Origin of the sequence: Segatella copri (assembly GCF_003465495.1) — a bacterium.
GTDB lineage: Bacteria > Bacteroidota > Bacteroidia > Bacteroidales > Bacteroidaceae > Prevotella > Prevotella copri_G.
The window spans coordinates 54,629-79,967 of the sequence record NZ_QSAV01000012.1 but is presented as its reverse complement, the minus strand read 5'-3'; the positions used below and the strand labels follow the sequence as shown (position 1 = coordinate 79,967).

Genomic DNA, 25,339 nt, shown 5'->3' with positions numbered 1-25,339 from the left:
CATAAAAGAGGGTGCGCCATAGACTTATGACACACCCTCCTAATTTCTTTAAACCATTTTTCTTGTATACTTCATAATAAAAAGCTTTAATGCTCTTGACCACTTGTATGGTAGATTTCTTTTTCTGCAACATAGGCTTAACCAGCTGCATCACAGCAAAACAAACTACCACAATAAGCAATACTACTGCCCAAGAGAGAATCTCACTCTGAATATTCAAAATTGGCTGGAGGCCAATGCCCAAAGCCACAGGCAGGATAAAACAGACCCAATCTATCGGGCTGTCAAGCTTGGTTGATTCGAAATATTCATCGCGTAATGCTTTTGGAGCATTCAAGATTAATCTTTTCTGGTGCTTATTCCAGTAATCTTCAAATTCTTTTTCCATGCAATCCATTTACTGTTTTGTATTAAAACTAGACGGTTAAAACTTCAATACTTATACTTTTCTTTATACTTTTCGGCTACAAAGATAAGAATAATTATTCATTTCTCCAAAATTACAACATACTACTTTGAATATTTAACGTATATTAGTTCTAATGGTCAAAACAAAAACTTCACTGCATCACTTGACAATAGCCTGCTTGTATATAGACTGGAAAAGGCAACACCCAACGACGGGCATTGCCTTTCTTGTATAATAACAAAGAGGATTTTTATCTCTCATTCAGTGGCTTATACTCCAGTTCGCCAAGAATATTCTTATATGCAGGACGGATAATACGACGGCCTTCGAAATTGAGTTCTTCAATACGATGGGCTGTCCAACCCACGATACGTGCCATGGCGAAAATAGGTGTATAGATTTCCTGTGGCAAACCAATCATTTCATAGATAAAGCCACTGTAGAAATCAAGATTTGCACACGCTGGCTTGCTGCCTCCACGGTGTTCCTGCAGACATTTGATACCTTCCTGCTCTATCAACTTCAGGAAATTATACTCGTCTTCTCTACCCTTTTCCTTGGCAAGTTCACCTGCCAGTCGCTTCAGTTCAACGGCACGTGGGTCACTCAAAGTATAGACCGCATGACCGATACCATAAATGAGACCTGTCTTGTCATAAGCCTCCTTGTTGAGCATTCGCTTAAGGTAAGTATCAAGTTCAGTTACATTACCCCAATCCTTGATAGCTTCTTTCAAGTGGTGGAACATATTGATAACCTTGATATTGGCACCACCATGCAAAGGACCCTTTAAACTACCGATACCAGCAGCAATAGAACTGTAAGTATCTGTACGGGTAGAAGATGTTACACGTACTGTAAAGGTTGAGTTGTTACCGCCACCATGTTCTGCCTGGATAATCAGGAGAAGGTCGAGCATACGGGCATCCAGTTCGGAATAGTTTTCATGCTTCATCATATAAAGAAAGTTCTCTGCAATAGAGAGATTCTCACGAGGATGACGAATATGTAGACTTCTACCCTGAACAGAGTGACGGTAGATATTGTATGCATAAGCAATGATGGTTGGGAACTTGGCAATCAATTCAATACTCTGGCGCATCAGATTGTCACGGCTGATGTCATCCGGATTCGGATCGAAGGTGTACATTTCGAGCACACAACGGGCCAGGATGTTCATGATGTTGCTGCCTTCCAGCTCGATGATATGGGTAATCGTACGATGATCAAGCGGCATATTATCGTTCAGAAGTTCCTTGAAAGCATCCAATTCCTCCTTATCAGGCAACTGGCCCGAGAGCAGCAGGAAGGCTACTTCCTCGAATCCGAAACGCTTCTCCTTCAAGAGAGGAGTTACCAGATCATCAAGTTCATAACCACGATAATAAAGTTTACCTTCTGTAGGGGTCAACTTACCTTCTGCATCGCGCTCATAACCCACTACATTACCGATATTGGTCAGTCCGACCAACACACCAGAGCCATCCTCATTACGAAGTCCACGCTTCACATTGAACTTCTTGAATGCATCCTTATCAATCTTGCATGAGTTTTTTACCTCATCGCTTAATTTATATATTAAATATTCTTTATTCATAACTGTTACTATTTTAGCTGCATGGCTACAACTATTATTTCTTTGCAGCAAAGTTCAATGCAGAACCAGCCTTAAACCATGCAATCTGTGTATCATTATAAGTATGCTCAACCTCGAAACTATCCTCAGAACCATCCTTGTGCTTCAGGGTGACGGTGAGTTTAGAACCTGGAGCAAACTCCTTCAAACCTGTCAAAGAGATGCGGTCGTCCTCCTGCACCTTATTATAATCATCCTTGTTGCAGAATGTAAGGGCAAGCATACCCTGCTTCTTCAGGTTGGTTTCGTGGATGCGGGCGAAACTCTTGGCGAGAATCACCTTCACGTTGAGGAAACGAGGCTCCATAGCTGCATGCTCACGGGAAGAACCTTCACCATAGTTATCCTCTGCCACCACGATGCTGCTGATGCCTTTTGCCTTGTAAGCCTTGGCAGCGGTAGAAACCTCGACATAAGCACCATCCAACTGGTTCTTCACCTTATTGCTCTCACCGTTAAAGGCATTAACGGCACCCATTAAAAGGTTGTCGGAGATGTTCTGCAAATGTCCACGGAACTTCAGCCAAGGACCCGCCATAGAGATGTGGTCGGTGGTACATTTGCCCTCGGTTTTGATAAGAAGCGGCATATCTGTCAGGTCTTTTCCATCCCATGGAGCAAACGGAGCAAGTTTCTGGAGTCGGTTGCTGTCAGGCGCAATGACTACCTCTACATTGGCATTTTCTTCGCTTGGGGCAATGAATCCCTTATCCTCTACGGCAAAACCCTTAGGTGGGAAGGTGAAACCTGTAGGCGCATCGAGCATCACGCTGTTGCCATCCTTATCCAGCAAGGTATCGGTAGCCGGATTGAAGTCGAGACGGCCCGCAATGGTGAGAGCCACGGTGAGCTCTGGACTGCCGATGAAGGCAAACGTATTAGGGTTACCATCAGCACGGCGGCGGAAGTTTCGGTTGAAAGAAGTAACGATGGCATTCTTGCGCGTATTATCGTCGGTATGACGCTTCCACTGTCCGATGCAAGGACCGCAGGCATTGGTCATGATGAGGGCTCCAATCTTCTTGAAATCATCAAGGATGCCATCACGCTCGGCTGTATAGCGAATCTGCTCTGAACCCGGGTTGATGATAAGCTGTCCCTTCACCTCAATACCTTTCTCATAAGCCTGACGGGCAATGCTGGCAGCACGGGCCAAGTCCTGATAAGAAGAGTTGGTACAGCTACCTACCAATCCTACTTCTACTACCATCGGATAATCGTTGGCAGGACCTTTTGCCTTCATGTGAGAGATTGGTGTGGCTGCATCTGGAGTGAACGGACCGTTAAGATGAGGTTCAACCTTAGAAAGGTCGATTTCAACAATCTGGTCGTAGAAAGCAGACGGATCTGCCAACACCTCATCATCAGCACGGAGTTCGGCTGCATTCATCTGTGCGAGAGATGCAATTTCTTCACGGCCTGTCTTGCGGAGATACTCGCTGGCATTCTGGTCGAATGGGAAGATAGAGCATGTAGCACCCAATTCGGCTCCCATGTTACAGATGGTAGCCTTGCCGGTGGTAGAGATGCTGTCCAATCCCTCGCCGAAGTATTCGAGGATGGCATTGGTTCCGCCCTTTACGGTAAGGATGCCGAGGATTTCGAGAATCACATCCTTAGGAGTGGCCCAGCCAGAGAGTTTGCCTGTAAGATGCACACCAATGAGACGTGGCATCTTGAGTTCCCAAGGCTGACCGGTCAACACATCTACGGCATCAGCACCACCTACACCTACGGCCACCATGCCGAGACCACCAGCATTAGGAGTATGAGAATCGGTACCCACCATCATACCTCCAGGGAATGCATAGTTTTCGAGCACTACCTGATGGATGATTCCGGCACCAGGTCCCCAGAATCCGATATGATATTTCTGAGAAACAGACTTCAGGAAGTCATATACCTCTTTATTAGTCTTACATGCCTCAGGAAGGTCTTGCGTAGCACCCACATCGGCACGGATCAAGTGATCACAATGTACGGAAGCAGGTACGGCCACCTTGTCCTTACCCGCATTCATGAACTGCAAGAGGGCCATTTGCGCAGTCGCATCCTGCATCGCCACGCGATTAGGACGGAAGTCAACATATTCTATACCTCTTTTATATGGTCGCAACTGTGTAGGGTCGAAAAGATGTGCAAAGAGCACCTTCTCGGCATAAGTAAGAGGTCGTTTCACCGTAGCCTTAGCCTGGGCTACACTTTCCGAATACGAAGCGTAAAAGCTTCTCAGCATTTCAATGTCCAATATCATCTTGTTCACAATTTTAATTAATTATACACTCTTTCGAGCAATTCTGTTTGCAAAAATACAACTTTTTCTACAAATAGTAGCATGTTTTATCGAAAATTTATCATTTTGATATGATTTTTCTGTTTTTTGATAATTTTGTTGCATATTTATACGTTAATCACTCTCTTTCTCCGGAAAAGCAGGATTATGATATGAAAAGACAAGAATGGCTACGGAAAGGCAGGAAAACAGAGAAAAAAGAAAGGAAAGTGAAGAAAAGAGAAGTAAAAATGAAAGAAAAAGCAAAAATTTTTGGTGCTCTCCGCATTATTTATTATTTTTGCAGATGTTATGAGAATAGACATTATTACAGTATTACCAGAGATGCTGGAGGGATTCTTCAATGAGTCCATTCTGGCACGTGCGCAGAAGAAGGGTCTAGCGGAGATTCATCTGCACAACCTGCGTGACTACACATTAGATAAATGGAAGCGTGTGGACGACTATCCATACGGCGGAAGTGCCGGCATGGTGATGCAATGTGAACCAATAGACCGCTGCATTGCTGCGCTGAAGGCAGAGCGCGAGTATGATGACGTGATTTATGTTTCGCCAGATGGTGAAACTTTCAACCAGAAGATAGCCAACGAAATGTCGATGCAGGGTAACCTCATCATCCTCTGCGGTCACTACAAGGGTATTGACCAGCGTGTGCGCGACCATCTCATTACCCGAGAAATCAGTGTAGGTGATTATGTGCTGACGGGTGGCGAACTTGCTGCAGCCATCATCTCAGATGCCGTCATCCGACTGGTTCCGGGTGTTATCAGCGACGAACAGAGCGCACTTTCCGACTGTTTCCAGGACGACATTCTTGCCGCCCCTATCTACACCCGTCCTGCCGACTACAAGGGATGGAAGGTTCCGGAGATTCTGCTCAGTGGCAACGAAGCCAAGATTCGCCAGTGGGAATTCGACCAGGCCATGGAAAGAACCAAGCGCCTGCGCCCTGACCTGCTGAAATAAGAAGAAATCATTGCTGATTACTATCATACCCAGAACGGTGATTTTTAGGCACGGTGTAATCCGTTCCTAAAAATCACCGTTCTACTCATTCTCAAGCCATATACTAAAACTCTACACCTTATTTATCAACTACACCTTATTAATATTATTCTTTTTCTACGCATTTTTCGCAGAAAGCCTCACCCAGCATGAAACCTTCTTCGTAGAGGCGTTCCAGTTTATCGGTATCCTTCTCTATTCTGCCAACTTCCAACGGACGGATTGGACGGATACAGGTAATCTTACCCGCAGCCTCCAGATCATCTACAAGCTGGATCTGTTCGTTATAAGCCCGATGACGGTGACTCAGAGCCACACGCAGGCGAGGATAGTTCTTATATAAATAAGGTATCTTATGGTCTTTGCCCATATCACGCCATCCTTTGTTGCGAGTCAGGACAACCACATTGTGTTGCCACCCCATGTCAATGGCGTGCTGTACCGGAATACTGTCCGCAATACCACCATCCAACATCGGAATGCCATCCACTTCCACAATCTTGCTCACATATGGCAAACTGCTGGAAGCACGCACAACATCCAGTGCACGCTGCCTGTCATGATTCTCGGAAAGATACATAGCCTTGCCCGTAAGACAATTGGTAGTAACCATCTCGAAACCATCGGCATACTTAAAATAGGTATCAAAATCGAAAGGCAAGAGCTGGTTCGGAAACTTATCGTAGAGCAATTTGCGGTCGAAGATACACCCCTGAGTCACCAGATGGCGAATACCGATATACTGGTATCGGGCCAGATAATCGATGTTAGAAATACGGGCACGCCGAGGTTGGCGGCTCATATACGACATGCCATTACATGCCCCAGCCGATACAGCCACCGTATAAGGGAAATGAACATCATGCTTCATGAAGGCATCCAGTACCCCACTAGTGAAGACCCCTCGCATGCCTCCTCCCTCAAGAACCAAACCTGTTGTTTTCAAATTCAATTTCATAACACACTCTCTGCTTTTAAAATTCTGAAAATAATTATATTTTGCTCGCAGCATAGACAATTTTCTTACATTTTGTCTATCAAAAAGCCGTTTTTATATTAATTATTTATAAATTTACGCGTTTTATTCAATTTTGCTTGCAAAGATACGTATTTTTTGGGAAATAATTGCTAACTTTGCAAGCAAAATAATGTAAAATACTAAAAATATGTTCAGCAAAGAGACTTACATCAGCCGCAGACAGGAGTTGAAGAAGCTTGTGAAAAGCGGCGTAATTATACTTTTCGGAAACAACAATTCACCATGTAATTTCCCTAATAACGGATATTACCCTTTCCGTCAGGACTCGACATTCCTCTATTATTTCGGATTACAGCGCGACGGTCTGGTAGGTGTGATAGATATAGACAACGATATTGAAACCCTGATTGGTGACGACATCGACCTCGTAGACATCGTATGGTACGGAAGCGTTGACAATGTTCACGATCTTGCAGCGCAGGTAGGCGTTCACAACTCAGCACCTATGAAAACGCTCAAGACTATCTGCAACGACGCCATGTCGAAGAAGCGCAAGATTCATTTCCTGCCACCTTACCGCTACGACATCAAACTGCAGATATTCGACCTTCTAGGTATCCATCCTAACCAGCAGAAAGAAGAGGCCAGCATGGACCTCATCAAGGCTGTTGTGAAGATGCGTTCAACTAAGACCCAGGAAGAAATCGAGGAATTGGAGCGTGCTGCTGTCATCGGATACAAGATGCATACCACAGCGATGAAGCTCGTACGTCCGGGTGTGACAGAAAAATATGTTGCAGGTCAGGTAAGTGGCATTGCCCACTCTTACGGAGCCATGGTCAGTTTCCCAACCATCTTCAGTCAGCACGGTGAAATTCAGCATGGTTATCCATCTATGAATGTACTGGAAGAAGGCAGACTGGCACTCTGTGATGCAGGTGCAGAAACTATGAACAACTACTGTTCTGACAACACCCGCACCATGCCGGTGAGCGGAAAGTTCAGCCAGCGCCAGTTGGAAATCTACTCTATTGTAGAAGAATGCCACGACCATGCACTGGATGTAGCCAAGCCAGGCGTAAAATGGGCAGACGTACACTTCTCTGTTTGCCGCCTGCTCTTCGACCGCATGAAGGAGCTCGGACTTGCAAAGGGTGATACAGAAGAGGCTGTAAAGGCTGGAGCACACGCCATGTTCCTGCCTCATGGTTTGGGCCACATGATGGGAATGGATGTTCACGACATGGAGAACCTCGACCAGATTAACGTTGGTTTCGACGAAGAGGTACGCCCTAATCTGGAGCAATTCGGTACCAACTGCCTGCGTATGGGTCGCCGTCTGCAGGAAGGTTTCGTGGTAACCGACGAGCCGGGAGTTTACTTCATCCCTGCCCTCATCGACGACTGGAAGGCATCCGGTCACTGTGCAGAATTCCTCAACTTCGACAAGATTGAGACCTATAAAGATTTCGGTGGTATCCGAATTGAGGACGATGTACTCATCACCAAAGATGGTTGCAGATTCCTGGGCAAAGACCGCATACCTTATCATCCAAAAGATGTTGAGGAGTTCATGGCAGCCAACAAGGAATAAAATTCCTGAAAGAGAAATCATTTCAGAAAAAGGAATCAGAGAGAAGATATAACAAGAACATTAATATAAAGAGAAAAGAATTCATGAAGAAAACTATGATTGTTGCAGCCTTGATGGCTTTGGTAGCCACAGGAGCAAATGCGAAGAAAGCTGCAGACTCTGCAGTAGTAGCAAAGAACAAACCTGTATTTACTGTAGTAAAGCAGAATCCTATCACTAGCATCAAGGACCAGAACCGCAGTGGTACGTGCTGGGCTTACTCTACCCTCAGCTACTTCGAGAGCGAAATCTTGAAGAAGACAGGCAAGACCTACGACCTCAGCGAAATGTTCGTAGCCAACAAGACTTATATGGACCGCGCCACAGTGGCTGTAAGAATGCACGGCGACGTGAGCTTCTCTGAGGGTGGTAGCGCCTACGATGTACTCTATGCTTTGCAGCACTATGGTATTGTACCTGAGTCTGCCATGCCTGCACCAGGTTCATTGACAGGTGACTCTTTGGCTAACTTCGGTGAGTTCTTCAATGTAATGACTCCATACGTAGAGGCAGTAGCAAAGAGCACAGCTAAGAAGCTTTCTCCAGCCTGGAAGAGCGGTCTTCAGGGCATCATCGACTCTTATATCGGTAAGGCTCCTGAGAAGTTTACATACGAGGGCAAGCAGTATACTCCACAGAGCTTCTGCCAGAGCCTCGGTTTGAATCTTGATGATTATGTAACCATTACCAGCTACACCCACCACCCAATGTGGAGCAAATTTGCTGTTGAGGTACAGGACAACTGGCGCTGGCCTTTGAGCTACAACGTTCCTATGGAAGACATCTGCAAGATTATCGACAACGCTGTAAACAATGGTTATACAGTAGCATGGGGAGGTGACGTAACAGAAGACGGTTTCACTCGCAAGGGTCTCGGTATCGCTTACGACGTAAAGAAGGTTCGCTCTATGGCCGGTACAGATGCTGACCATTGGTTCAAGCTCTCTAAGGACGAGAAGAAGGAGAAGTTTGATTCTCTCGGCGTAAATGCTCCTGAGATTGTTCCTACACAGGCTATGCGTCAGGAAGCATTCGACAATTGGGAGACAACTGACGACCACGGTATGCACATCTACGGTATCGCTAAGGATCAGAACGGCAAGGAGTACTACATGGTTAAGAACTCTTGGGGCGAGTATGGTGACTACAAGGGAACCTGGTACATGACCAAGGCTTTCGTAGCTTACAAGACTATGGACTTCATGGTTAACAAGAACGCCCTTCCTAAGGACATCCGCAAGAAGCTCGGAATCTAGGAGAGTTTTAATAGTTAAAAGTTTATAGTCTATAGGTTTTCTATGGACATTCTCCTAAACAAAAATATTCAAGGGGCAGCAAACCGATGAGTTTGCTGCCTTTTTTGTTGCCAAGAAAATCTCTTATTCACTTATTTTGGGTTGCCAACAAGTCTTATTTTTACTTATTTCTAGGTAATTTAGTAAAATTCCTCCCTAAACATTTCCTTTTGTCATTTTATTTTCGTAACTTTGGGGGCAGAAATAAAAAATAATTAAAATGCATTTTAAATGGAATTACGAATCACCAACACCTGAACAGCAAAAAGCAGCTGAAGAATTAGGCGCCAAGCTAAATATGAGCCCAGTTCTTGCCCATTTGCTCATCAAGCGCGAGATTACGACAGAGTCTGCAGCCAAACGGTTCTTCCGTCCACAACTCTCAGATCTCATCAATCCATTCCTGATGAAAGACATGGATATTGCCGTAGACCGCCTGAACGATGCTATGGGTAGAAAGGAACGTATCCTTGTTTACGGAGACTATGACGTAGACGGATGCACCGCCGTTGCCCTGGTGTACAAATTCTTGCAGCAATTCTATTCAAACATCGACTACTACATTCCCGACCGCTACGACGAAGGTTACGGAGTGAGTAAGAAAGGAATTGATTTTGCTCATCAGACTGGTGTAAAACTGATTATTATTCTAGACTGCGGAATCAAGGCTATTCAGGAGATAGAATATGCCAAGAGTCTGGGAATAGACTTCATCATCTGCGACCATCACGTTCCTGACGATGTGATGCCACCTGCTGTGGCCATACTCAATCCGAAGCGTCCTGACGATCCATTCCCATTCAAGCATCTCTGCGGATGCGGTGTAGGATTCAAGTTTATGCAGGCTTTTGCCAAGAACAACAACATTCCGTTCTCCAGGCTCATTCCTCTGCTCGACTTCTGCGCCGTGAGTATTGCTGCCGACATTGTGCCGGTGGTAGATGAGAACAGAATACTCGCCTTCCATGGTCTTAAGTTGCTGAATACCAATCCAAGTATCGGTCTGAAATCCATCATCGACATCTGCGGACTGAACGGACGCGAGCTCTCTATGAGCGATATTGTGTTCAAGATTGGTCCCCGCATCAATGCTTCAGGCAGAATGGAGAACGGCAAGCTGAGCGTAGATCTGCTGGTAGAAAGAGACTATTCCTCAGCCCTGCGCATGGCCAGACACATCAATGAGTACAATGAGCAGCGCAAAGACATAGACAAGCAGATGACTGAAGAAGCCAACGGCATCGTATCGCGTCTGGAAAGCATGAAACACAACTCCAGCATCGTGCTCTATGATGAAGGTTGGAAAAAGGGAGTCATTGGCATTGTTGCTTCCCGACTCACCGAAATCTACTTCCGCCCTACCATTGTTCTGACCCGGGATGGTGATATGGCTACAGGTTCAGCACGTAGCGTAACGGGATTTGACATCTACTCAGCCATCAAGAGTTGCCGCGACCTCCTGCTCAATTTCGGTGGTCATACCTATGCTGCCGGACTTACCTTGAAGTGGGATAAGGTTAGAGAGTTCAGAGACAGGTTCCAGCATTATGTAGAAGAGCATATTTCGCCTCAACAGACAGAACCGATGCTCAACATAGATGCTGAAATTGACTTTAAAGACATTACCAAGCATCTGCAGGCCGACTTGAAGCGCTTCTCTCCTTTCGGTCCATGTAACCAGAAACCTATTTTCTGCACCAACCGGGTATATGATTATGGTACCAGTAAGGTGGTGGGCAGAGAACAGGAACACATCAAGTTGGAACTGGTAGACTCAAAATCGAGCACGGTCTTAAACGGCATCGCTTTCGGTCAGAGTGCAGCTGCCCGCTACATCAAGAGTAAGCGAAGTTTCGACATAGCCTTCACCATCGAAGAGAATATTTTTAAGAAAAACCAAGTTCAACTTCAGATAGAAGACATCCGTCCAAACGAAGGATGAGGTACTTAGCCCTATGCATGGATTAGGCACTGATTACTCGGATTACACGGATTTGTAGAGCAAATCCGTCAGGACGCAAAAGCATCGAAATCTGCAAGGGCAAAAGTTTCAAAAAATGGCAGATAAATATCAAGAAATACTACGTACATATTGGGGGTATCCTGACTTTCGCGGCATACAACGAGACATCATCGAAAGTATAGCCCGAGGTGAGGATACCCTCGGTCTTATGCCTACAGGTGGCGGTAAATCCATCACCTTCCAGGTTCCAGCCCTTGCCCAAAAGGGCGTCTGCATTGTGGTAACTCCACTCATTGCGCTGATGAAGGATCAGGTACAGCATCTCAAAGCCCGCAACATCCTGGCTGAAGCCATCTACACAGGATTGTCGCGCCAAGAGATTCTCCGAATATTGGAAAATTGTATTTTCGGTGAAATCAAGTTTCTGTATGTTTCACCAGAACGTCTTTCTTCAGAATTGTTCCAAACTAAACTGCGCCACATTCCGGTGAGTTTCATCACGGTAGATGAAGCTCACTGCATCAGCCAGTGGGGTTACGATTTCCGCCCGTCTTACCTCGAAATTGCAAAAATAAGAGATATGAAGCCCGGTGTACCAGTCCTTGCTCTTACGGCTACGGCCACTCCCGATGTAGTAGAAGATATCCAGAACCAGCTTCACTTCAAGAAGCAAAACGTATTTAAAATGAGTTTTGCCCGCAAGAATCTTGCCTATGTGGTGCGCACCACCAACGACAAGTTGACCGAAATGGTTCATATCCTACAGTGTACCCAAGGCTCAGCAATCATTTACGCGAGAAGCCGAAAACGAACCAAGGAGATGGCAGAACTTCTGAACAAACAAGGTATTTCTGCTACATTTTACCATGCCGGACTGGATTCCGACGTGAAGGATATCCGACAGAAAAACTGGCAAAATGACGAGATAAGGGTAATGGTAGCAACCAATGCTTTCGGCATGGGAATAGACAAGTCAGATGTGAGAATGGTAATTCATATAGATTGTCCAGACTCACTGGAAGCCTATTTTCAAGAGGCGGGTCGAGGCGGAAGAGACGGCGAAAAGGCTTATGCTGTGCTGCTCTACAACCAGAGCGATGAAAACAAACTCATGAAACGCATAGACGAAACCTTCCCAGATAAAGAATTCATCAAAGACGTATACGAGCATCTTGCTTACTTTTTCCAGGTGGCAGTTGGAAGCGGAATGGGACAGACTTTCATGTTCGAGATAGAGAAGTTCTGCTTCACCTACAAGTACTTCCCTACTCGCGTAGACTCGGCTCTGCGCATTCTGGAGCGCTCAGGCTATATCCACTACGAGGACAATCCTGACGGAAAAGCAAGAATCAGATTTAACATCAGCCGAAATGATCTCTATCTGCTAGAGAATGTTTCGGAGAAGGAAGAGTCTGTTATTACGGGGCTTCTGCGTAATTACGGCGGTCTGTTTACCGACTATGTTTACATTGATGAGTCGCTGATAGAGCGTGTAAGCGAACTAAACCGTCAGCAGGTATACATGATTCTGAAAAATCTGAGTGCCCGCCACATCATCGACTTCATTCCCCGCCGCAAGACACCTTATATCAGCTACACGCGTCCTAGGGAAGATGGTTTCAGAGTTATCATCCCTGAGGAGGTATGGGAAGTACGCAAGAAACAGTTTACTGCCCACATCAAGAGCATTATCAGTTATGCAAAGAACGACAGCATCTGCCGTTCGCGCCAGCTTCTGAGTTATTTTGGCGAAAAAACGAAAATGAAGGACGACTGCGGGATATGTGATGTCTGCATAGACCACAAAATACCCCAGAAGCAAACTATTATATCAGAAATTCTAGACTTGCTGAAAGACGGAAAGCCACATGACATTACAGAACTAAACCAACTGAAATATGATTCAGAAGATATGGCTGCAGTTCTTGAAGAAATGGTTGTGGAGAATATGATGAATGTTGAGGAAGATGAAATCCGGCTTGAACCGAAACCGGAAATGAAGCCCTAATATCTTATAAGTCCTGAAGGAGTAAAAGCTTTTCAGAAGAGAGATGCTTTTGCCTTTTCAGGGCTTTTTGTATATGCCAGCATTGGGATTTCGCATACGCCAGCAGCGAGATTTGTATATGCCAGCAACTTATACCCCCATATAAACAGAAAAAAGGGAACGACACCTCTCGGGCCATTCCCTTTTCAACATTATGTACGAGAAAAAAATTAGTTATTCTCAGGGCGAAGTTTACGAACTGTAACACCAGCCTGCCACATTTCCTTGTTGCGCATAGCCTCGAGTTCAGCGTTCAACTTCTCGCGGTAATCAGCCTGAGAGTTCTTGTCGATAGAAATCTGAGCCTCGTTACCAGTCTTTACAGAGTAGTACAACCACTCCATTACAGGCTTGATAGCCTCACGGAAACGAGGAGCCCAGTCAAGAGCACCACGCTGAGCTGTTGTTGAACAGTTAGCATACATCCAATCCATACCCTTAGCACCGAAGAGAGGGCCAAGGCTCTGTGTGAGCTCCTCAACAGTCTCGTTGAAAGCCTCAGATGGAGAGTGACCATTCTCGCGGAGCACGTCATACTGTGCCTCCAACAATCCCTCAATTGCACCCATCAATGAGCCACGCTCACCTGTGAGGTCAGAAGTAGCCTCACGCTGGAATGTTGTCTTGAACAAATAACCGGCACCGATACCGATACCGAAGGCAATAGTCTTCTCCTCTGCCTTGCCAGATGCATCCTGGTATACAGCGTAAGAGCAGTTCAAACCACGACCCTCGCAGAACATAGTGCGGAGAGAAGTACCAGAACCCTTAGGAGCAACCATGATTACATCAATATCCTTTGGTGGAACAACGCCTGTGCGGTCGCTCCAGTTGATAGCGAAACCATGTGAATAATACAAAGTCTTACCTGCTGTGAGGTGTGGCTTAATCTTTGGCCAGCATGCAATCTGACCGGCATCAGAAAGCAACATACAGATGATAGTACCCTTTTCAGCAGCTTCCTCGATAGAGAACAATGTCTTACCAGGAACCCAACCATCCTTCAGACACTTCTCGTAGGTCTTACCCTGACGCTGTCCGACGATGACGTTGAAACCATTATCGCGAAGGTTACAAGCCTGACCAGGACCCTGGATACCATAACCGATAACTGCGATTGTTTCGTTCTTCAATACTTCACGTGCTTTCTCCAATGAAAATTCATGACTGGTGACAACAGTTTCCATTACGCCACCGAAATTCATTTCTGCCATAATTTTTATTTTTTTTGTGCGGCTTGCCGTTTGTGGAGCCGCGGGTTATACTTGTCCATACGGATGCGAGCTGTATTCTTATCCAAAGAGAGCCTGTTTGATCCGTCCACCCCCTATCCAAGAAGGCGGCTCTGGGTTTATTTATATTTTCTGAGTGCAAAGGTAAGCAAATAAAATGAAACTACCAAATTTTTCTTTCAATTTTTAATAAATTTAGCCTTACTTCTTACAACTTCCACCTCATTTGCGTCATTTTTGCCGTTTTTTGTTATCTTTATGCAGTATTCTTGCATTTTTTCTGCCTCACTTGTTTCTTCCAAATAGAAATGAAGTTGGTCTCCCTGGTGACTTTCTGCTACGTAAGCTATCTCAAATCTTTGCAAAAAGTGATTTTTGTAATAATCCAGATCAAAGAGGTCGAGAATATGTTCGATGTATTTTACCGAGTTGATGTGCCCGTTAACATCTACATCATGATAATAGGTATCAATGGTTCTCACCAGCTTGGCATTCTTGCCCATTTTCACTCTCGAACTTGCCTGGATAGGACAAGGTTTTTCTGAATCAATATATTCTTTGATGAGCCCGTCGTGAATTTCAAAAATATCAACAGGCAGTCGGGTCTCCGTATCAATCATTGCCCACACGCTCTTGCCGTAACCGTAAACCTTGGCTTCTTCTGATGATGATGTCTTGCAGCAGATTTTGAAATCTCGGGATGTGAAATATTTCATGGCACTCTCGCACCAGGTTTCTACCACAAAGCGGTCGTAAGACTTCGGCATCTCTGTCATCTCAATGGCCAGTCGGCTGAGAACCCATGTCTTGTGTCGGGGCATGAGGTAGTTCATGCCGAACCCGCGGTCGTTGCTGTGAAAATCGGCAGCATTGAGCAGATGATTTCCGAGATGCCCCATAAAGAGGTGGCTGCTGAAATCGCAGTGGAAAGGCTCCGATAGGAATTCGTAACGTCCTACCTTATCTAATAATTTCTGTTCCATAATATCTGTCTCGTCCTTTTAATTTGTTGTTTGTCCTGTTGTTTTAAACCGAAAAGCCCCCTGCTCCTCTAGTTTGAAGCCAGGGGAACAAAGGGCATCAAAATATGAAAGAAATCTAATCTTCTGAATTCTGCTTGAGATAATCAGAGATGGGTTCGTCAAAACTTCTCGTAACAGCGATTCTGCCGCTTCGGGTATACTGAAGGAGGCAGTTGTAGCTGTTGAGCTGCTGGAAGAGGTCGGCGATATCTTCGGTAAGTCCTGCCAGGAGCACGGTGCTGTAGGTAGGATTCACCTCCATCATGCGGGCATCATGCTTGCGGATGGTGCGCGAAACCTCTGGATTTTCGAGCAATACCGGAGTGGAAATTTTGAAGAGAGCCACTTCATGGATAAAGATCTGGTCGTCGGTGTAGTAATCGCTCTTCACCACGTCAATCTTCTTCTCTATTGCCTTGTTGATTTTCTCAATCTGCTCTTCATCACTCCAAACCGTGATGGTATACTTGTGTATATTCTTGATACTGCTGGCCGAAACATTCAAGCTCTCGATATTTACCTGTCTGCGAGTAAACACGGCAGTAATCTGATTCAGGATACCGGCAATGTTTTCTGAGTAAACAAGCAATGTATATAATTTCTTTTCGTTGTTATTCTCCATTTTTCCAAATTTTAAAATAATCGGTTACTTTTCGGAGTCTTTCCTTTTCGGAGGATGCTTCCTCATGAAGGAATTTACACCTTATTATATATATAGCCGAAAGCTTTTAATAATTCAACTCGAGTTGCATCTCATCTACACTCTTGCCCGGCAGCGTCATCGGAACGATGTCTTCATTCTCCTTGATGGCGCACTCCAACAGGTAAGGACCCTTGGTGCTGATCATCTTCTCCACCTTAGCCTGAAGGTCCTTGCGGTCTATTACCACATCGTATGGTATGCCGTAGGCCTTGGCAATCTCTGCATAATGAGGATTCATCATGTGGGTGAAGGAGTGACGGCCGCCGAACATCAGGTCTTGCCACTGGCGAACGTTGCCCAGATAGTTGTTGTTCAGCAGAATCATCTTTACCGGTGCCTGCTGCTCCATGATGGTGCCCAGTTCCTGGATGTTCATCTGGAAACCGCCGTCGCCGAAGAAACAGCAGATGGTGCGGTCGGGAGCTCCGAAGGTGGCACCGATGGCTGCCGGAAGGCCGAAGCCCATGGTTCCGAAACCACCACTGGTTACGATGCTCAGCTTCTTGGTAAACTTGAAGTAGCGGCTACTGATCATCTGGTTCTGGCCTACGTCGTTTACGAGAACAGCCTCATTATGAGTAGCTTCCGTTACCACGTTGGTCACCTCGCCCATAAGCAGCGGTCCCTCTGTAGGGTGGATATCCTTCTCTATTACCTTTTCCTGTTCCTGCTGGCGGTATTCCTCGAAGGAATCTCTCCACTCGCGGTGAACATTCTTGTTCAGCAGACGGGTAATGGCTGGCAGACTCTGTTTGCAGTCGCCCACAACAGCCACATCGGTCTTGATAACCTTATCAATCTCAGCCTTGTCAATGTCCAGGTGAATAATCTTAGCCTGGGGAGCATACTTAGAAGGCACGCCTGTGATACGGTCGCTGAAACGCATACCGATGGCGATGAGCACATCACACTCCTGGGTCTTCATGTTGGTAGCATAAGAACCATGCATGCCGAGCATACCCATGTTGAGCGGGTGGTTGCTAGGCAGGGCAGAAAGGCCGAGCAGGGTTCTGCCGGCAGGGATATCTGCCTTCTCGAGGAATTCGATGAGTTCATTATGTGCACCGCCAAGCTCTACTCCATGACCCACGAGGGCGAATGGTTTCTTGGCATTGTTGATGAGTTCGGCAGCTTCAGCCACCGCCTTTTCATCTATCGTAGGATAAGGGTTGTAAGATGTAACCTTCTCACATTTCACTGGTTCCCACTCGCATGTAGCCACCTGCGCATTCTTTGTAAAGTCGAGCACCACAGGTCCCGGACGTCCGCTGCGGGCGATGTAGAAAGCACGGCTCACAGCCCATGCCACATCCTCGGCACGGCGTATCTGGTAAGACCACTTGGAGATTGGCTGGGTAACACCCACGAGGTCTACCTCCTGGAAAGCATCGGTACCCAGGGCACCTACGCCTACCTGTCCGGCGATGACTACGATTGGTGTAGAATCCATCATGGCATCAGCGATGCCGGTCAATGTATTAGTAGCTCCAGGACCACTAGTGACAAGAGCGACGCCCACTTCGCCGCTGACTCGGGCATAACCCTGTGCAGCGTGAGCAGCAGCCTGCTCGTGACGTACCAATATGTGGTCAAACATCTTCTTTTCACCTCTCGTGTAACCGTACAGTGCATCAAACACTGGCATGATGCTGCCGCCCGGATATCCGAAGATAGTTTTAACATCCTCGTTTTTCAGGGAGCGCATCAGTGCTTCGGCTCCTGTTATTACTTCTTTTGCCATTTATATGTTATTATTCTGAATAATTCAAAAACTTTTCTTTTCTCAAAGACTCTAAAAACTGTCTTTTCAAAGACTCTCGAAGACTAGTCGATGATTCTCACACCGCCCTTATCTGCCGAACTTACGCTCTGGGCATAAGCGCGCAGTGCCTTGCTAACCACGCGGTTGCGCTTCAGCGGCTGCTGTGGGCGTGCTGCGAGTTCCTCGTCAGAGAGTTTCACATTGATGGAGCGGCTAGGGATATCAATGACGATGATGTCGCCATCCTTAATCTTGCCGATGTTACCACCTGCTGCAGCCTCAGGACTGATGTGACCGATGCTCAAGCCTGATGTACCGCCTGAGAAGCGGCCGTCGGTGATGAGGGCACATTCCTTGCCCAGGTGACGGCTCTTGATGTAAGAGGTTGGGTAGAGCATCTCCTGCATGCCAGGGCCACCCTTCGGACCCTCGTGGGTGATGACTACGCAGTCGCCTGAGTTAACCTTTCCGCCGAGGATGCCTTCGCATGCATCTTCCTGAGAATCAAAGCATACGGCTGGACCCTCAAAATGCCAGAGCACTGGGTCTACGCCGGCTGTCTTTACTACGCAACCGTTCTGGGCGATGTTGCCGAAGAGCACTGCCAGTCCGCCATCCTTGGTGTAGGCATGCTCGAGGTCGCGGATACAACCCTCGGCGCGGTCGGTGTCGAGACTCTCCCACTGAGCATCCTGGCTACCCATCTGGGTAGAGAACTTTCTGCCCGGTGCTGAATGGTAGATTCTGTCAGCCTCGGCATCAATCTCTTTGCCGGTAATGTCGTATTTCTTCATCTGCTCATCGAGTGTTTTGCCGTCAACACGCTTTACGGCGCCGTTGATCAGACCGCCCTTGTTCAGTTCGTTCAGGATACCGAGGATACCACCTGCGCGGTTGCACTCCTGTACACTGTATTTCTGGGTGTTAGGGCTCAACTTGCAGAGGCAAGGCACCTTGCGGCTCAACTGGTCGATGTCTTCCATCTTGAAGTCTGCGCCAGCTTCCTGAGCTACTGCCAGCAAGTGGAGCACGGTGTTGGTGCTTCCGCCCATGGCGATGTCCAGGGTCATGGCGTTGAGGAATGCGTCGCGGGTAGCTATATTGCGTGGCAATACGCTCTCGTCGCCGTCCTCATAATATGCGTAAGCGTTCTTAACTATCTGGCGTGCAGCATCTTTGAAGAGCTGGATGCGGTTCTTGTGGGTAGCAAGAATGGTTCCGTTGCCTGGCAAACTCAGACCGATGGCCTCGGTGAGTGAGTTCATTGAGTTGGCGGTAAACATACCTGAACAGCTACCGCAACCTGGGCAGGCGCACTGCTCAATCTGCGTCATCTCCTCGTCAGAAACGCTTGTATCAGCACCCTTAATCATAGCTGTAATCAAGTCGGCGTTCTCACCCTTCCAGCGTCCGGCTTCCATAGGTCCACCTGAGCAGAACACGGTAGGAATGTTCAGTCGCATAGATGCCATGAGCATACCTGGGGTTACCTTGTCGCAGTTTGAGATGCAAATCATGGCGTCGGCTTTGTGAGCATTGACCATGTATTCTACAGAGTCGGCAATGATGTCACGGCTTGGGAGGGAATAGAGCATTCCGTCGTGTCCCATTGCGATACCGTCGTCAACGGCGATGGTATTGAATTCGGCTGCGTAGCACCCCATAGCTTCGATTTCCTTCTTGACGATCTGACCGATTTCATGAAGATGGGTATGACCTGGCACAAACTGAGTAAAGCTGTTCACGATAGCAATGATTGGTTTACCAAACTGCTCGTGTTTCATACCTGCAGCTACCCAGAGTGCTCGGGCACCTGCCATTCTTCTGCCTTCAGTGCAGACGCTACTTCTTAATGGATGTTTCATATCTTTTTTTCTTTTATTTCCTTGCTTAAAAGGGCTCTTTCGAGCCCATTTGTTATAATTTGCCTGCAAAGATACAGAGAATTTATGTAATAGCCAACTAATTTCGTATAAAATTTCAGAAAACTTCGTTTTTTTGTTAGAAAAACAAATAAAATGCTTACAATTTATCACGATAGATACTCATTTCTGCTGATTTTGTGCAAAAAAACAAGAAAGAGCTTATTAACCACACTGAACTCTTATCTTATTAAGATTACCTGACGAAAAAGTATAAAGCGAGGCGGCCAGACATGTAAGAAAGATAAGAAGAAAAAAAATCCTCCTAAACCGAAGTTTAGGAGGACCTGGTCACAAGACCAAATATCTGAAACTACTTATTTCTTTATTCAGCTGCATTGTTATCATTGAATGTAGCAACACGGTTGAACTCAACCTGCTTGAAGAGCTTGTCAGTAGCACCCATACCCTTAGCCTGAAGACGATTTGCGCTAATCTTGTAAGTCTTAACGAGAATGTTCTTTACAGCATTGGCACGAGCCTCAGAAAGTTTCTGGTTAAGTTCCTTAGAACCCTCTGGAGATGCATAACCCTTAATTTCAACCTTAGCATTTGGATGATTCTTCATATACAGAGCAATCATCTCGATGTTTGGCATCTGGCTACGCTCTACTTTTGACTTACCTACAGTAAACAATACTGTTGGCTGCAAATTGGTAGCAGTAGCTGGCTTTACATACTTAGGAGCCTTCTGGCACTCATTGAGCGCATTCTGGAGATCCTTGATCTGCTTGTCCTTAGCTGCGAGTTCAGAATCCTTGCTATTCAAGTCGTTGCGGAGGTTGTTGATCTGACCATTCAAACCATCAATCTCGTTCTGGTCGCGTGGAGTTACGATAGTGAAGTTGTGAGAGTTGTTAGAACCCTTGAACTTGTAGTTAACACCCACCTTAACCTGGAAAGCAGACTTGTTAACATCAAACTGGCAACCATTGCAAGCACTCTTGTTGTCGTGAAGGAACCAATTCATAGATGGCTCTACATATACCTGCCAAGCCTTGTTTGCGCCAAGGTTGAATGCGAAGTCAACACCTGCGTTAGCTGTGAGGGCATTGAGGTTGCCATTATGAAGGTTGAAAGAGTGGTAACCACCGATGCCTGCCAATGGGATGATTTCGAATTTACGTGGCTCACCCTTGTAACCCAAGAAGAGGTTTGTTGCATTGATAGTACCGATGAACTTACCGCTTGCACCACGAACCAAAGTCTTATGTGTAAAAGGCAGGTTGCGGTTACGAGCATAGAGGTCAGCCTCTACAGCAGCACCCCAAACTGGAGTAAACCACTTTCCGAGACGTACACCTACTGAAGGATTTACGTTCTTGAACCATGCATTGTGAGTAGTCTTTGTAGCAGCTCCAACGTTTACACCAAGATACCAATTGTCAAAGAACTTGCTCTCCTGTGTAGTCTGAGCAGATGCAGATACTGCCATTACGGCAGCAGCAAACATTAATACTAACTTTTTCATTTTCTCTCTAAAATTTGATTTTATATAAATTACTTAAAACTTCATTTTCAGGGTGCAAAATAATAAAAAAAATTATTAACTACCAAATTTTTGGCCATATTTTATGCTGTAAAACATAAAAAATGGAGAAAAAGAACATTTTAATATCCTATTTCTCCATTCTATTTTACTCAAAATGAATAATCTGAGCCATTATTGGTTCTATCCGTTTCTATCAGAAAACATCTTCTGAAGAAAGCTAAAGTTCGAAAACCTGAGCGCTTCTGCCTGCGATGGTTACCTGCTTGTTGCCCAAGCCAGAAACCGAGAGTTTCAGCGTGCGAGGCAAGGCATTCACCACTTTAAGCCAGGTTTTGCCCGATTTAGAATCCTTCACCACACTGGTGCCCACATATTTCTTCAGCGCATCCGGCAGACTGAGCACGGATGAGATGTAGAGGTCACCGGCATGCTGACCGAACATCTTCTGAATCTTGTAGCTCTCGCTCGCGCGTACATTATTATTATCAAAGTAAATCATGTCCGGCTGCCAGTTGCTGTATCCGTCCTTACACAAGAGAGGAGCATAGGATGTCATTTCTACCACATCGCCGTTGCGCTCCACATTGCAGAGGTGGATGCCCTCAGCCAGCGCATTGTCTACCGCATTGGTACCGCGAGATGCATATTCGCCCAGATAAACCTTAGGAGCCTTGCGGTCGTAATGGTCGTAATAATCCTGATGGTTCAGGAACCAGCCCGGCTGCTCGTAATAATGCTCGTCTACGGCATCAATCCAGCGCTTGTTTTCGCGGGCAATCTTCCAACCCTCAATATAATCGGAAGACGGGAAGTGGAACGGACCTACGGTACCTACCACCTCTATCTGAGGATATTTCTGCTTCACCGCCTTGCAGATCATCAGGTAGCGCTGCTCAAAATCGGTAGAGATGAGGTCTTCGTTGCCGATGCCTATCATCTTGAGGTTGAACGGAGCCGGATGACCCGCATCGGCTCTCATCTTAGCCCACTTAGAGGTGGCAGGGTCGCCATTCGCCCATTCTACCAGGTCTAGCACGTCCTGAATATACTGTTGCATCTCGCTCATCGGGATTCCGCCCTGCTGACCAGCCACTCCGCGCTCATCTGCCACAGAGTTCTGACAAGGAACACCTGCCGCCAATACAGGCAGCGGCTCGGCTCCCATATCCTCGCACCACTGGAAATACTCATAGAAACCCAGCTGGCGGGTCTGATGGTATCCCCAGATGTTGTAGGCTGGCTTGCGATCTTTCTGCGGACCCACGCTCTCCTTCCAGTGGTAAATATTCTTGAGCCCCTGACCGTGGAGCATGCAGCCGCCCGGGAAGCGCACGAAGCGAGGCTTCAGGTCGGCAATGGCCTCGGCAAGGTCTTTACGCAGTCCATGACCCTTGTAAGTATTTTGTGGTTTGAGACTTACCAAATCTACCGCCACTTTCTGCTCGCCCTTAGGCAGGATGGCGAACCGGATGTTCTTGCCCAGCTTGCCCTCCTTGGTGGTGGCTTCACTGGCGAGTTCGCCCTCATATTTATCGGTCACGATGAGCTGCGCCTTATATTCCTTCCAGTCTGCGCCCTGCACCTTGATCTTGGTCTGGCATACAGGCAATCCCTCCTGGTTTACGAGCGCCAGGGTGAGGTCTTTCTTCTTGGCATCGATGCAGCGGGCGTGCAGGCTCACCTCGTAAATGGCTGGCTGATGCTTACCCTCCTTGCCCTCAACGGCAGCTCCGCGACGTATGGCGATGCCGTCCCAACCTATATTATAAATAGGTGTAGCGCCCAGAACGGCGTAATGGGGATTGTTCTGGCTCACCCCGTTTTCGGTGGCGATACCCTCTTTCTCTACCCCCACCCATGCCGTGGTGGCATTCCACTGTTGGCGGTGGTCTTCCTTGTTATACTCAAAGTCGCCGTTCTGCAACATTTCTGCAGAGAGTCCTCCGTCGGCAGCGCGGCTGATGTCTTCGAAAAAGATACCCATCAGTTTGTTGGAGATGCGGTGGGATTTCTGTGGATTGATACTGAGGTTGGCAGGGATTTCCGAATCTTTCGGCAGGTCGATGTGGTTGTCCTTGGCATAAGCTGCGAGGTCGGCATCGGTCTTCGGCATCGGCTGGGCGTTGAGTTTTGCCTCTTCAGAGAGGGCGTGGAACCAGGAACGGATGTAATTGAGATGCACGGCCGGCACCTCGAAATCGCAACCCTGGAAGAGTTTTCCGCCTATGGTTGCGGTGTCGCGCTGCCAGAGTATCTCATCAGCTGAAGCCTCCAGCGTATCTTCCTTAAAGGTACGGAAATCGTTGCTTGCCTGTACGTATCGCTTGCCTTTGGATGTCTTGAGATAGATGTCGAAGTTGCCGTCATCCATCTGATAGGCAGCCACATCCTTCACGCCCTTTTCGCGGATGATGGGATAATCCTGCGGGCGCCAGGTGATGAGGTCTTCAGAATAGGCTACGGCAAACTGCGGTGCATGCAGGTTCACGCTCCAGAGTGCGCGCCATGTGCCGTCGTTGGCTTTTACCACGAAGGGGTTATACATCTTCTTTTCAGCTCCCCACGGACCGTAGTCGCTGGCGCAGAGCTGTCCTACATCCACCCAACGCTCATCGTCGGTGAAATAAGCCAGATGCAAGCCCTGGTTGGGTGCTGGCGAATAGATGAATATCTGGCAGATGGAATCCTTGCCCTGTATGGTGTATGCAGGGGCATCCTTGTCTATTTGCTTCTGCATCTGCTGCCTGCTGACAGCCTGACTGGCACTGGCAGCTGCCACGAGCAGCACTGATGTAAATATGTACTTTAATTTTATCATGTTTCTATATTTTTAGATTAATATTGTTTGTTCATTTTACACTATTTCTCTCGGCTTGATAAAAAGGCAGAGTGCATCACTGCACCCTGCCCCACAAATTAGAGAGTTATAAAAAATCAAGTATGCAGTGACTTAAGCACTGCTTCTTTCTGAAATAATTATCTTCTTTTTAGCTGTAATATTCCTTCTTGCCGGCAGCCAGCGTATTCTTCATCAGCGAACAGATGGTCATCGGACCAACGCCTCCCGGAACAGGAGTGATGAAAGAGCACTTCTCTGCCACCTCGTCGAATTTCACATCACCGTTCAGGCGGAAACCACTTTTCTTCGTAGCATCAGGCACGCGGGTGGTACCCACATCAATGACTACGGCTCCCGGCTTCACCATATCGGCTGTCACGAAATCAGGACGGCCTATGGCTGCGATGATGATATCTGCCTCCTGACACTCTTTCTTCAAATTCTTGGAATGGGAGTGGCATACGGTGACGGTAGCATCGCCATACTGCTTCTGCATCATCAGCTGAGCCATTGGCTTGCCTACGATGTTGCTTCTGCCCAGAATGACGCATTTCTTGCCACTGGTCTCAATATTGTAATGCTGCAGCAGGGTGAGGATACCGAGCGGAGTGGCAGAGATGAAACAAGGCATGCCGAGCGACATTCTGCCCACGTTTACCGGGTGGAATCCGTCTACATCCTTACGGTAATCTATTGCCATAGTCACCTTCTGCTCATCGATGTGCTTAGGCAGAGGAAGCTGAACGATGAATCCGTCAACATCATCATCCTGGTTCAACTTATCTACACACCGCAGGAGCTCTTCTTCGGTAACATCCTCCTCATAACGGATGAGGGTCGACTTAAATCCACACTTCTCGCAGGCCAGCACCTTGTTTTTCACATAGGTTTCGCTGCCTCCGTCGTGCCCTACGAGCACGGCTACCAGGTGTGGCTGCTTGCCTCCGTCGGCAACAATCTGTGCCACCTCCTGGGCTATCTGTTCCTTGATGGCGGCTGCCGTCGCCTTTCCGTCGATTAACGTCATTCTTTCTTTAGTTTATAATTTATAATTTATAGTTTATAGGGCATTCTTGCCTATCGCAAGTTTGCTATACGGCAAAGCCG

The 25,339-nt window shown here is 46.9% G+C and carries 18 protein-coding genes; 6 read left to right on the top strand and 12 right to left on the bottom strand.

Annotated features, from left to right (window positions below):
* From DWV53_RS05300 to DWV53_RS05290, 3 genes are all read right to left on the bottom strand, one after another.
* On the bottom strand, window positions 1–388 hold a 388-nt coding region (locus tag DWV53_RS05300), incomplete at its 3' end, for a hypothetical protein (RefSeq protein ID WP_147468738.1).
* A 271-nt stretch (window positions 389–659) separates the two neighbouring features.
* Window positions 660–2,006, bottom strand: a complete 1,347-nt coding sequence (locus DWV53_RS05295) for a citrate/2-methylcitrate synthase (protein WP_117692257.1) — start codon at window positions 2,004–2,006, stop codon at window positions 660–662.
* Between the two features lie 34 nt (window positions 2,007–2,040).
* Window positions 2,041–4,299, bottom strand: a complete 2,259-nt coding sequence (locus DWV53_RS05290; protein ID WP_117587130.1) for an aconitate hydratase — start codon at window positions 4,297–4,299, stop codon at window positions 2,041–2,043.
* A gap of 191 nt (window positions 4,300–4,490) precedes the next feature.
* Between DWV53_RS05290 and DWV53_RS15670 the strand changes: the two genes are divergently transcribed.
* Both DWV53_RS15670 and trmD read left to right on the top strand, forming a co-directional pair.
* Window positions 4,491–4,685, top strand: a complete 195-nt coding sequence (locus tag DWV53_RS15670) for a hypothetical protein (RefSeq protein WP_147379937.1) — start codon at window positions 4,491–4,493, stop codon at window positions 4,683–4,685.
* The gene (trmD, locus tag DWV53_RS05285) at window positions 4,630–5,304 is read left to right on the top strand and encodes a tRNA (guanosine(37)-N1)-methyltransferase TrmD (protein ID WP_006847387.1); all 675 of its coding nucleotides are present in this window, start codon (window positions 4,630–4,632) and stop codon (window positions 5,302–5,304) included. The genes DWV53_RS15670 and trmD overlap by 56 nt, the downstream gene beginning before the upstream one ends.
* A 145-nt stretch (window positions 5,305–5,449) precedes the next feature.
* Here the strand turns inward: trmD and DWV53_RS05280 are convergent, their stop codons facing one another.
* Window positions 5,450–6,301, bottom strand: coding sequence for a patatin-like phospholipase family protein (locus tag DWV53_RS05280; protein WP_117727884.1), 852 nt, complete (start codon window positions 6,299–6,301; stop codon window positions 5,450–5,452).
* 208 nt (window positions 6,302–6,509) lie between these two features.
* Between DWV53_RS05280 and DWV53_RS05275 the strand changes: the two genes are divergently transcribed.
* The 4 genes from DWV53_RS05275 (at window position 6,510) to DWV53_RS05260 (ending at window position 13,221) form a co-directional block, all read left to right on the top strand.
* On the top strand, window positions 6,510–7,916 hold the full coding sequence (locus DWV53_RS05275; RefSeq protein ID WP_118079295.1) for an aminopeptidase P family protein: 1,407 nt from the start codon (window positions 6,510–6,512) through the stop codon (window positions 7,914–7,916).
* Window positions 7,917–7,999: 83 nt separating this feature from the next.
* The gene (locus DWV53_RS05270) at window positions 8,000–9,211 is read left to right on the top strand and encodes an aminopeptidase C (RefSeq protein ID WP_118079296.1); all 1,212 of its coding nucleotides are present in this window, start codon (window positions 8,000–8,002) and stop codon (window positions 9,209–9,211) included.
* A 259-nt stretch (window positions 9,212–9,470) separates the two neighbouring features.
* Window positions 9,471–11,192 carry a single-stranded-DNA-specific exonuclease RecJ gene (gene recJ, locus DWV53_RS05265; RefSeq protein WP_006847382.1) on the top strand — a complete coding sequence of 574 codons (1,722 nt, stop codon included), beginning with the start codon at window positions 9,471–9,473 and terminating at the stop codon, window positions 11,190–11,192.
* Window positions 11,193–11,307: 115 nt separating this feature from the next.
* Window positions 11,308–13,221, top strand: coding sequence for a RecQ family ATP-dependent DNA helicase (locus DWV53_RS05260; RefSeq protein ID WP_117727886.1), 1,914 nt, complete (start codon window positions 11,308–11,310; stop codon window positions 13,219–13,221).
* A gap of 209 nt (window positions 13,222–13,430) precedes the next feature.
* Here the strand turns inward: DWV53_RS05260 and ilvC are convergent, their stop codons facing one another.
* The 8 genes from ilvC to folD all read right to left on the bottom strand — a co-directional run bounded on the left by ilvC (window position 13,431) and on the right by folD (window position 25,259).
* Window positions 13,431–14,474, bottom strand: coding sequence for a ketol-acid reductoisomerase (ilvC, locus tag DWV53_RS05255; protein WP_089543564.1), 1,044 nt, complete (start codon window positions 14,472–14,474; stop codon window positions 13,431–13,433).
* A gap of 197 nt (window positions 14,475–14,671) precedes the next feature.
* Window positions 14,672–15,475, bottom strand: coding sequence for an acyl-[acyl-carrier-protein] thioesterase (locus DWV53_RS05250; protein ID WP_118152124.1), 804 nt, complete (start codon window positions 15,473–15,475; stop codon window positions 14,672–14,674).
* Between the two features lie 115 nt (window positions 15,476–15,590).
* On the bottom strand, window positions 15,591–16,136 hold the full coding sequence (ilvN, locus tag DWV53_RS05245; protein WP_006847378.1) for an acetolactate synthase small subunit: 546 nt from the start codon (window positions 16,134–16,136) through the stop codon (window positions 15,591–15,593).
* A 106-nt stretch (window positions 16,137–16,242) separates the two neighbouring features.
* Window positions 16,243–17,958, bottom strand: coding sequence for a biosynthetic-type acetolactate synthase large subunit (ilvB, locus tag DWV53_RS05240; RefSeq protein WP_118152122.1), 1,716 nt, complete (start codon window positions 17,956–17,958; stop codon window positions 16,243–16,245).
* Window positions 17,959–18,041: 83 nt separating this feature from the next.
* A complete protein-coding gene (gene ilvD / locus DWV53_RS05235; RefSeq protein WP_118152120.1) occupies window positions 18,042–19,844 on the bottom strand; it encodes a dihydroxy-acid dehydratase in 1,803 nt (600 codons plus the stop codon).
* A 382-nt stretch (window positions 19,845–20,226) separates the two neighbouring features.
* Window positions 20,227–21,372 carry an OmpA family protein gene (locus tag DWV53_RS05230; RefSeq protein WP_118152118.1) on the bottom strand — a complete coding sequence of 382 codons (1,146 nt, stop codon included), beginning with the start codon at window positions 21,370–21,372 and terminating at the stop codon, window positions 20,227–20,229.
* A gap of 238 nt (window positions 21,373–21,610) precedes the next feature.
* Entirely contained in the window at window positions 21,611–24,211 is a 2,601-nt protein-coding gene (locus DWV53_RS05225) for an alpha-L-arabinofuranosidase C-terminal domain-containing protein (protein ID WP_118152116.1), read from the bottom strand.
* A gap of 169 nt (window positions 24,212–24,380) precedes the next feature.
* On the bottom strand, window positions 24,381–25,259 hold the full coding sequence (gene folD, locus DWV53_RS05220) for a bifunctional methylenetetrahydrofolate dehydrogenase/methenyltetrahydrofolate cyclohydrolase FolD (RefSeq protein ID WP_118152114.1): 879 nt from the start codon (window positions 25,257–25,259) through the stop codon (window positions 24,381–24,383).
* Window positions 25,260–25,339 lie beyond the last annotated feature (80 nt).

Coding starts and splice junctions, on each gene's coding strand:
- DWV53_RS05225 (WP_118152116.1), bottom strand. CDS start 24,211: ATGATAAAATTAAAGTACATATTTACATCAGTGCTGCTCGTGGCAGCT.
- ilvC (WP_089543564.1), bottom strand. CDS start 14,474: ATGGCAGAAATGAATTTCGGTGGCGTAATGGAAACTGTTGTCACCAGT.
- ilvN (WP_006847378.1), bottom strand. CDS start 16,136: ATGGAGAATAACAACGAAAAGAAATTATATACATTGCTTGTTTACTCA.
- DWV53_RS05280 (WP_117727884.1), bottom strand. CDS start 6,301: ATGAAATTGAATTTGAAAACAACAGGTTTGGTTCTTGAGGGAGGAGGC.
- DWV53_RS05250 (WP_118152124.1), bottom strand. CDS start 15,475: ATGGAACAGAAATTATTAGATAAGGTAGGACGTTACGAATTCCTATCG.
- DWV53_RS05260 (WP_117727886.1), top strand. CDS start 11,308: ATGGCAGATAAATATCAAGAAATACTACGTACATATTGGGGGTATCCT.
- ilvB (WP_118152122.1), bottom strand. CDS start 17,958: ATGGCAAAAGAAGTAATAACAGGAGCCGAAGCACTGATGCGCTCCCTG.
- DWV53_RS05295 (WP_117692257.1), bottom strand. CDS start 2,006: ATGAATAAAGAATATTTAATATATAAATTAAGCGATGAGGTAAAAAAC.
- DWV53_RS05275 (WP_118079295.1), top strand. CDS start 6,510: ATGTTCAGCAAAGAGACTTACATCAGCCGCAGACAGGAGTTGAAGAAG.
- DWV53_RS15670 (WP_147379937.1), top strand. CDS start 4,491: ATGAAAAGACAAGAATGGCTACGGAAAGGCAGGAAAACAGAGAAAAAA.
- DWV53_RS05290 (WP_117587130.1), bottom strand. CDS start 4,299: ATGATATTGGACATTGAAATGCTGAGAAGCTTTTACGCTTCGTATTCG.
- folD (WP_118152114.1), bottom strand. CDS start 25,259: ATGACGTTAATCGACGGAAAGGCGACGGCAGCCGCCATCAAGGAACAG.
- ilvD (WP_118152120.1), bottom strand. CDS start 19,844: ATGAAACATCCATTAAGAAGTAGCGTCTGCACTGAAGGCAGAAGAATG.
- recJ (WP_006847382.1), top strand. CDS start 9,471: ATGCATTTTAAATGGAATTACGAATCACCAACACCTGAACAGCAAAAA.
- trmD (WP_006847387.1), top strand. CDS start 4,630: ATGAGAATAGACATTATTACAGTATTACCAGAGATGCTGGAGGGATTC.
- DWV53_RS05230 (WP_118152118.1), bottom strand. CDS start 21,372: ATGAAAAAGTTAGTATTAATGTTTGCTGCTGCCGTAATGGCAGTATCT.
- DWV53_RS05270 (WP_118079296.1), top strand. CDS start 8,000: ATGAAGAAAACTATGATTGTTGCAGCCTTGATGGCTTTGGTAGCCACA.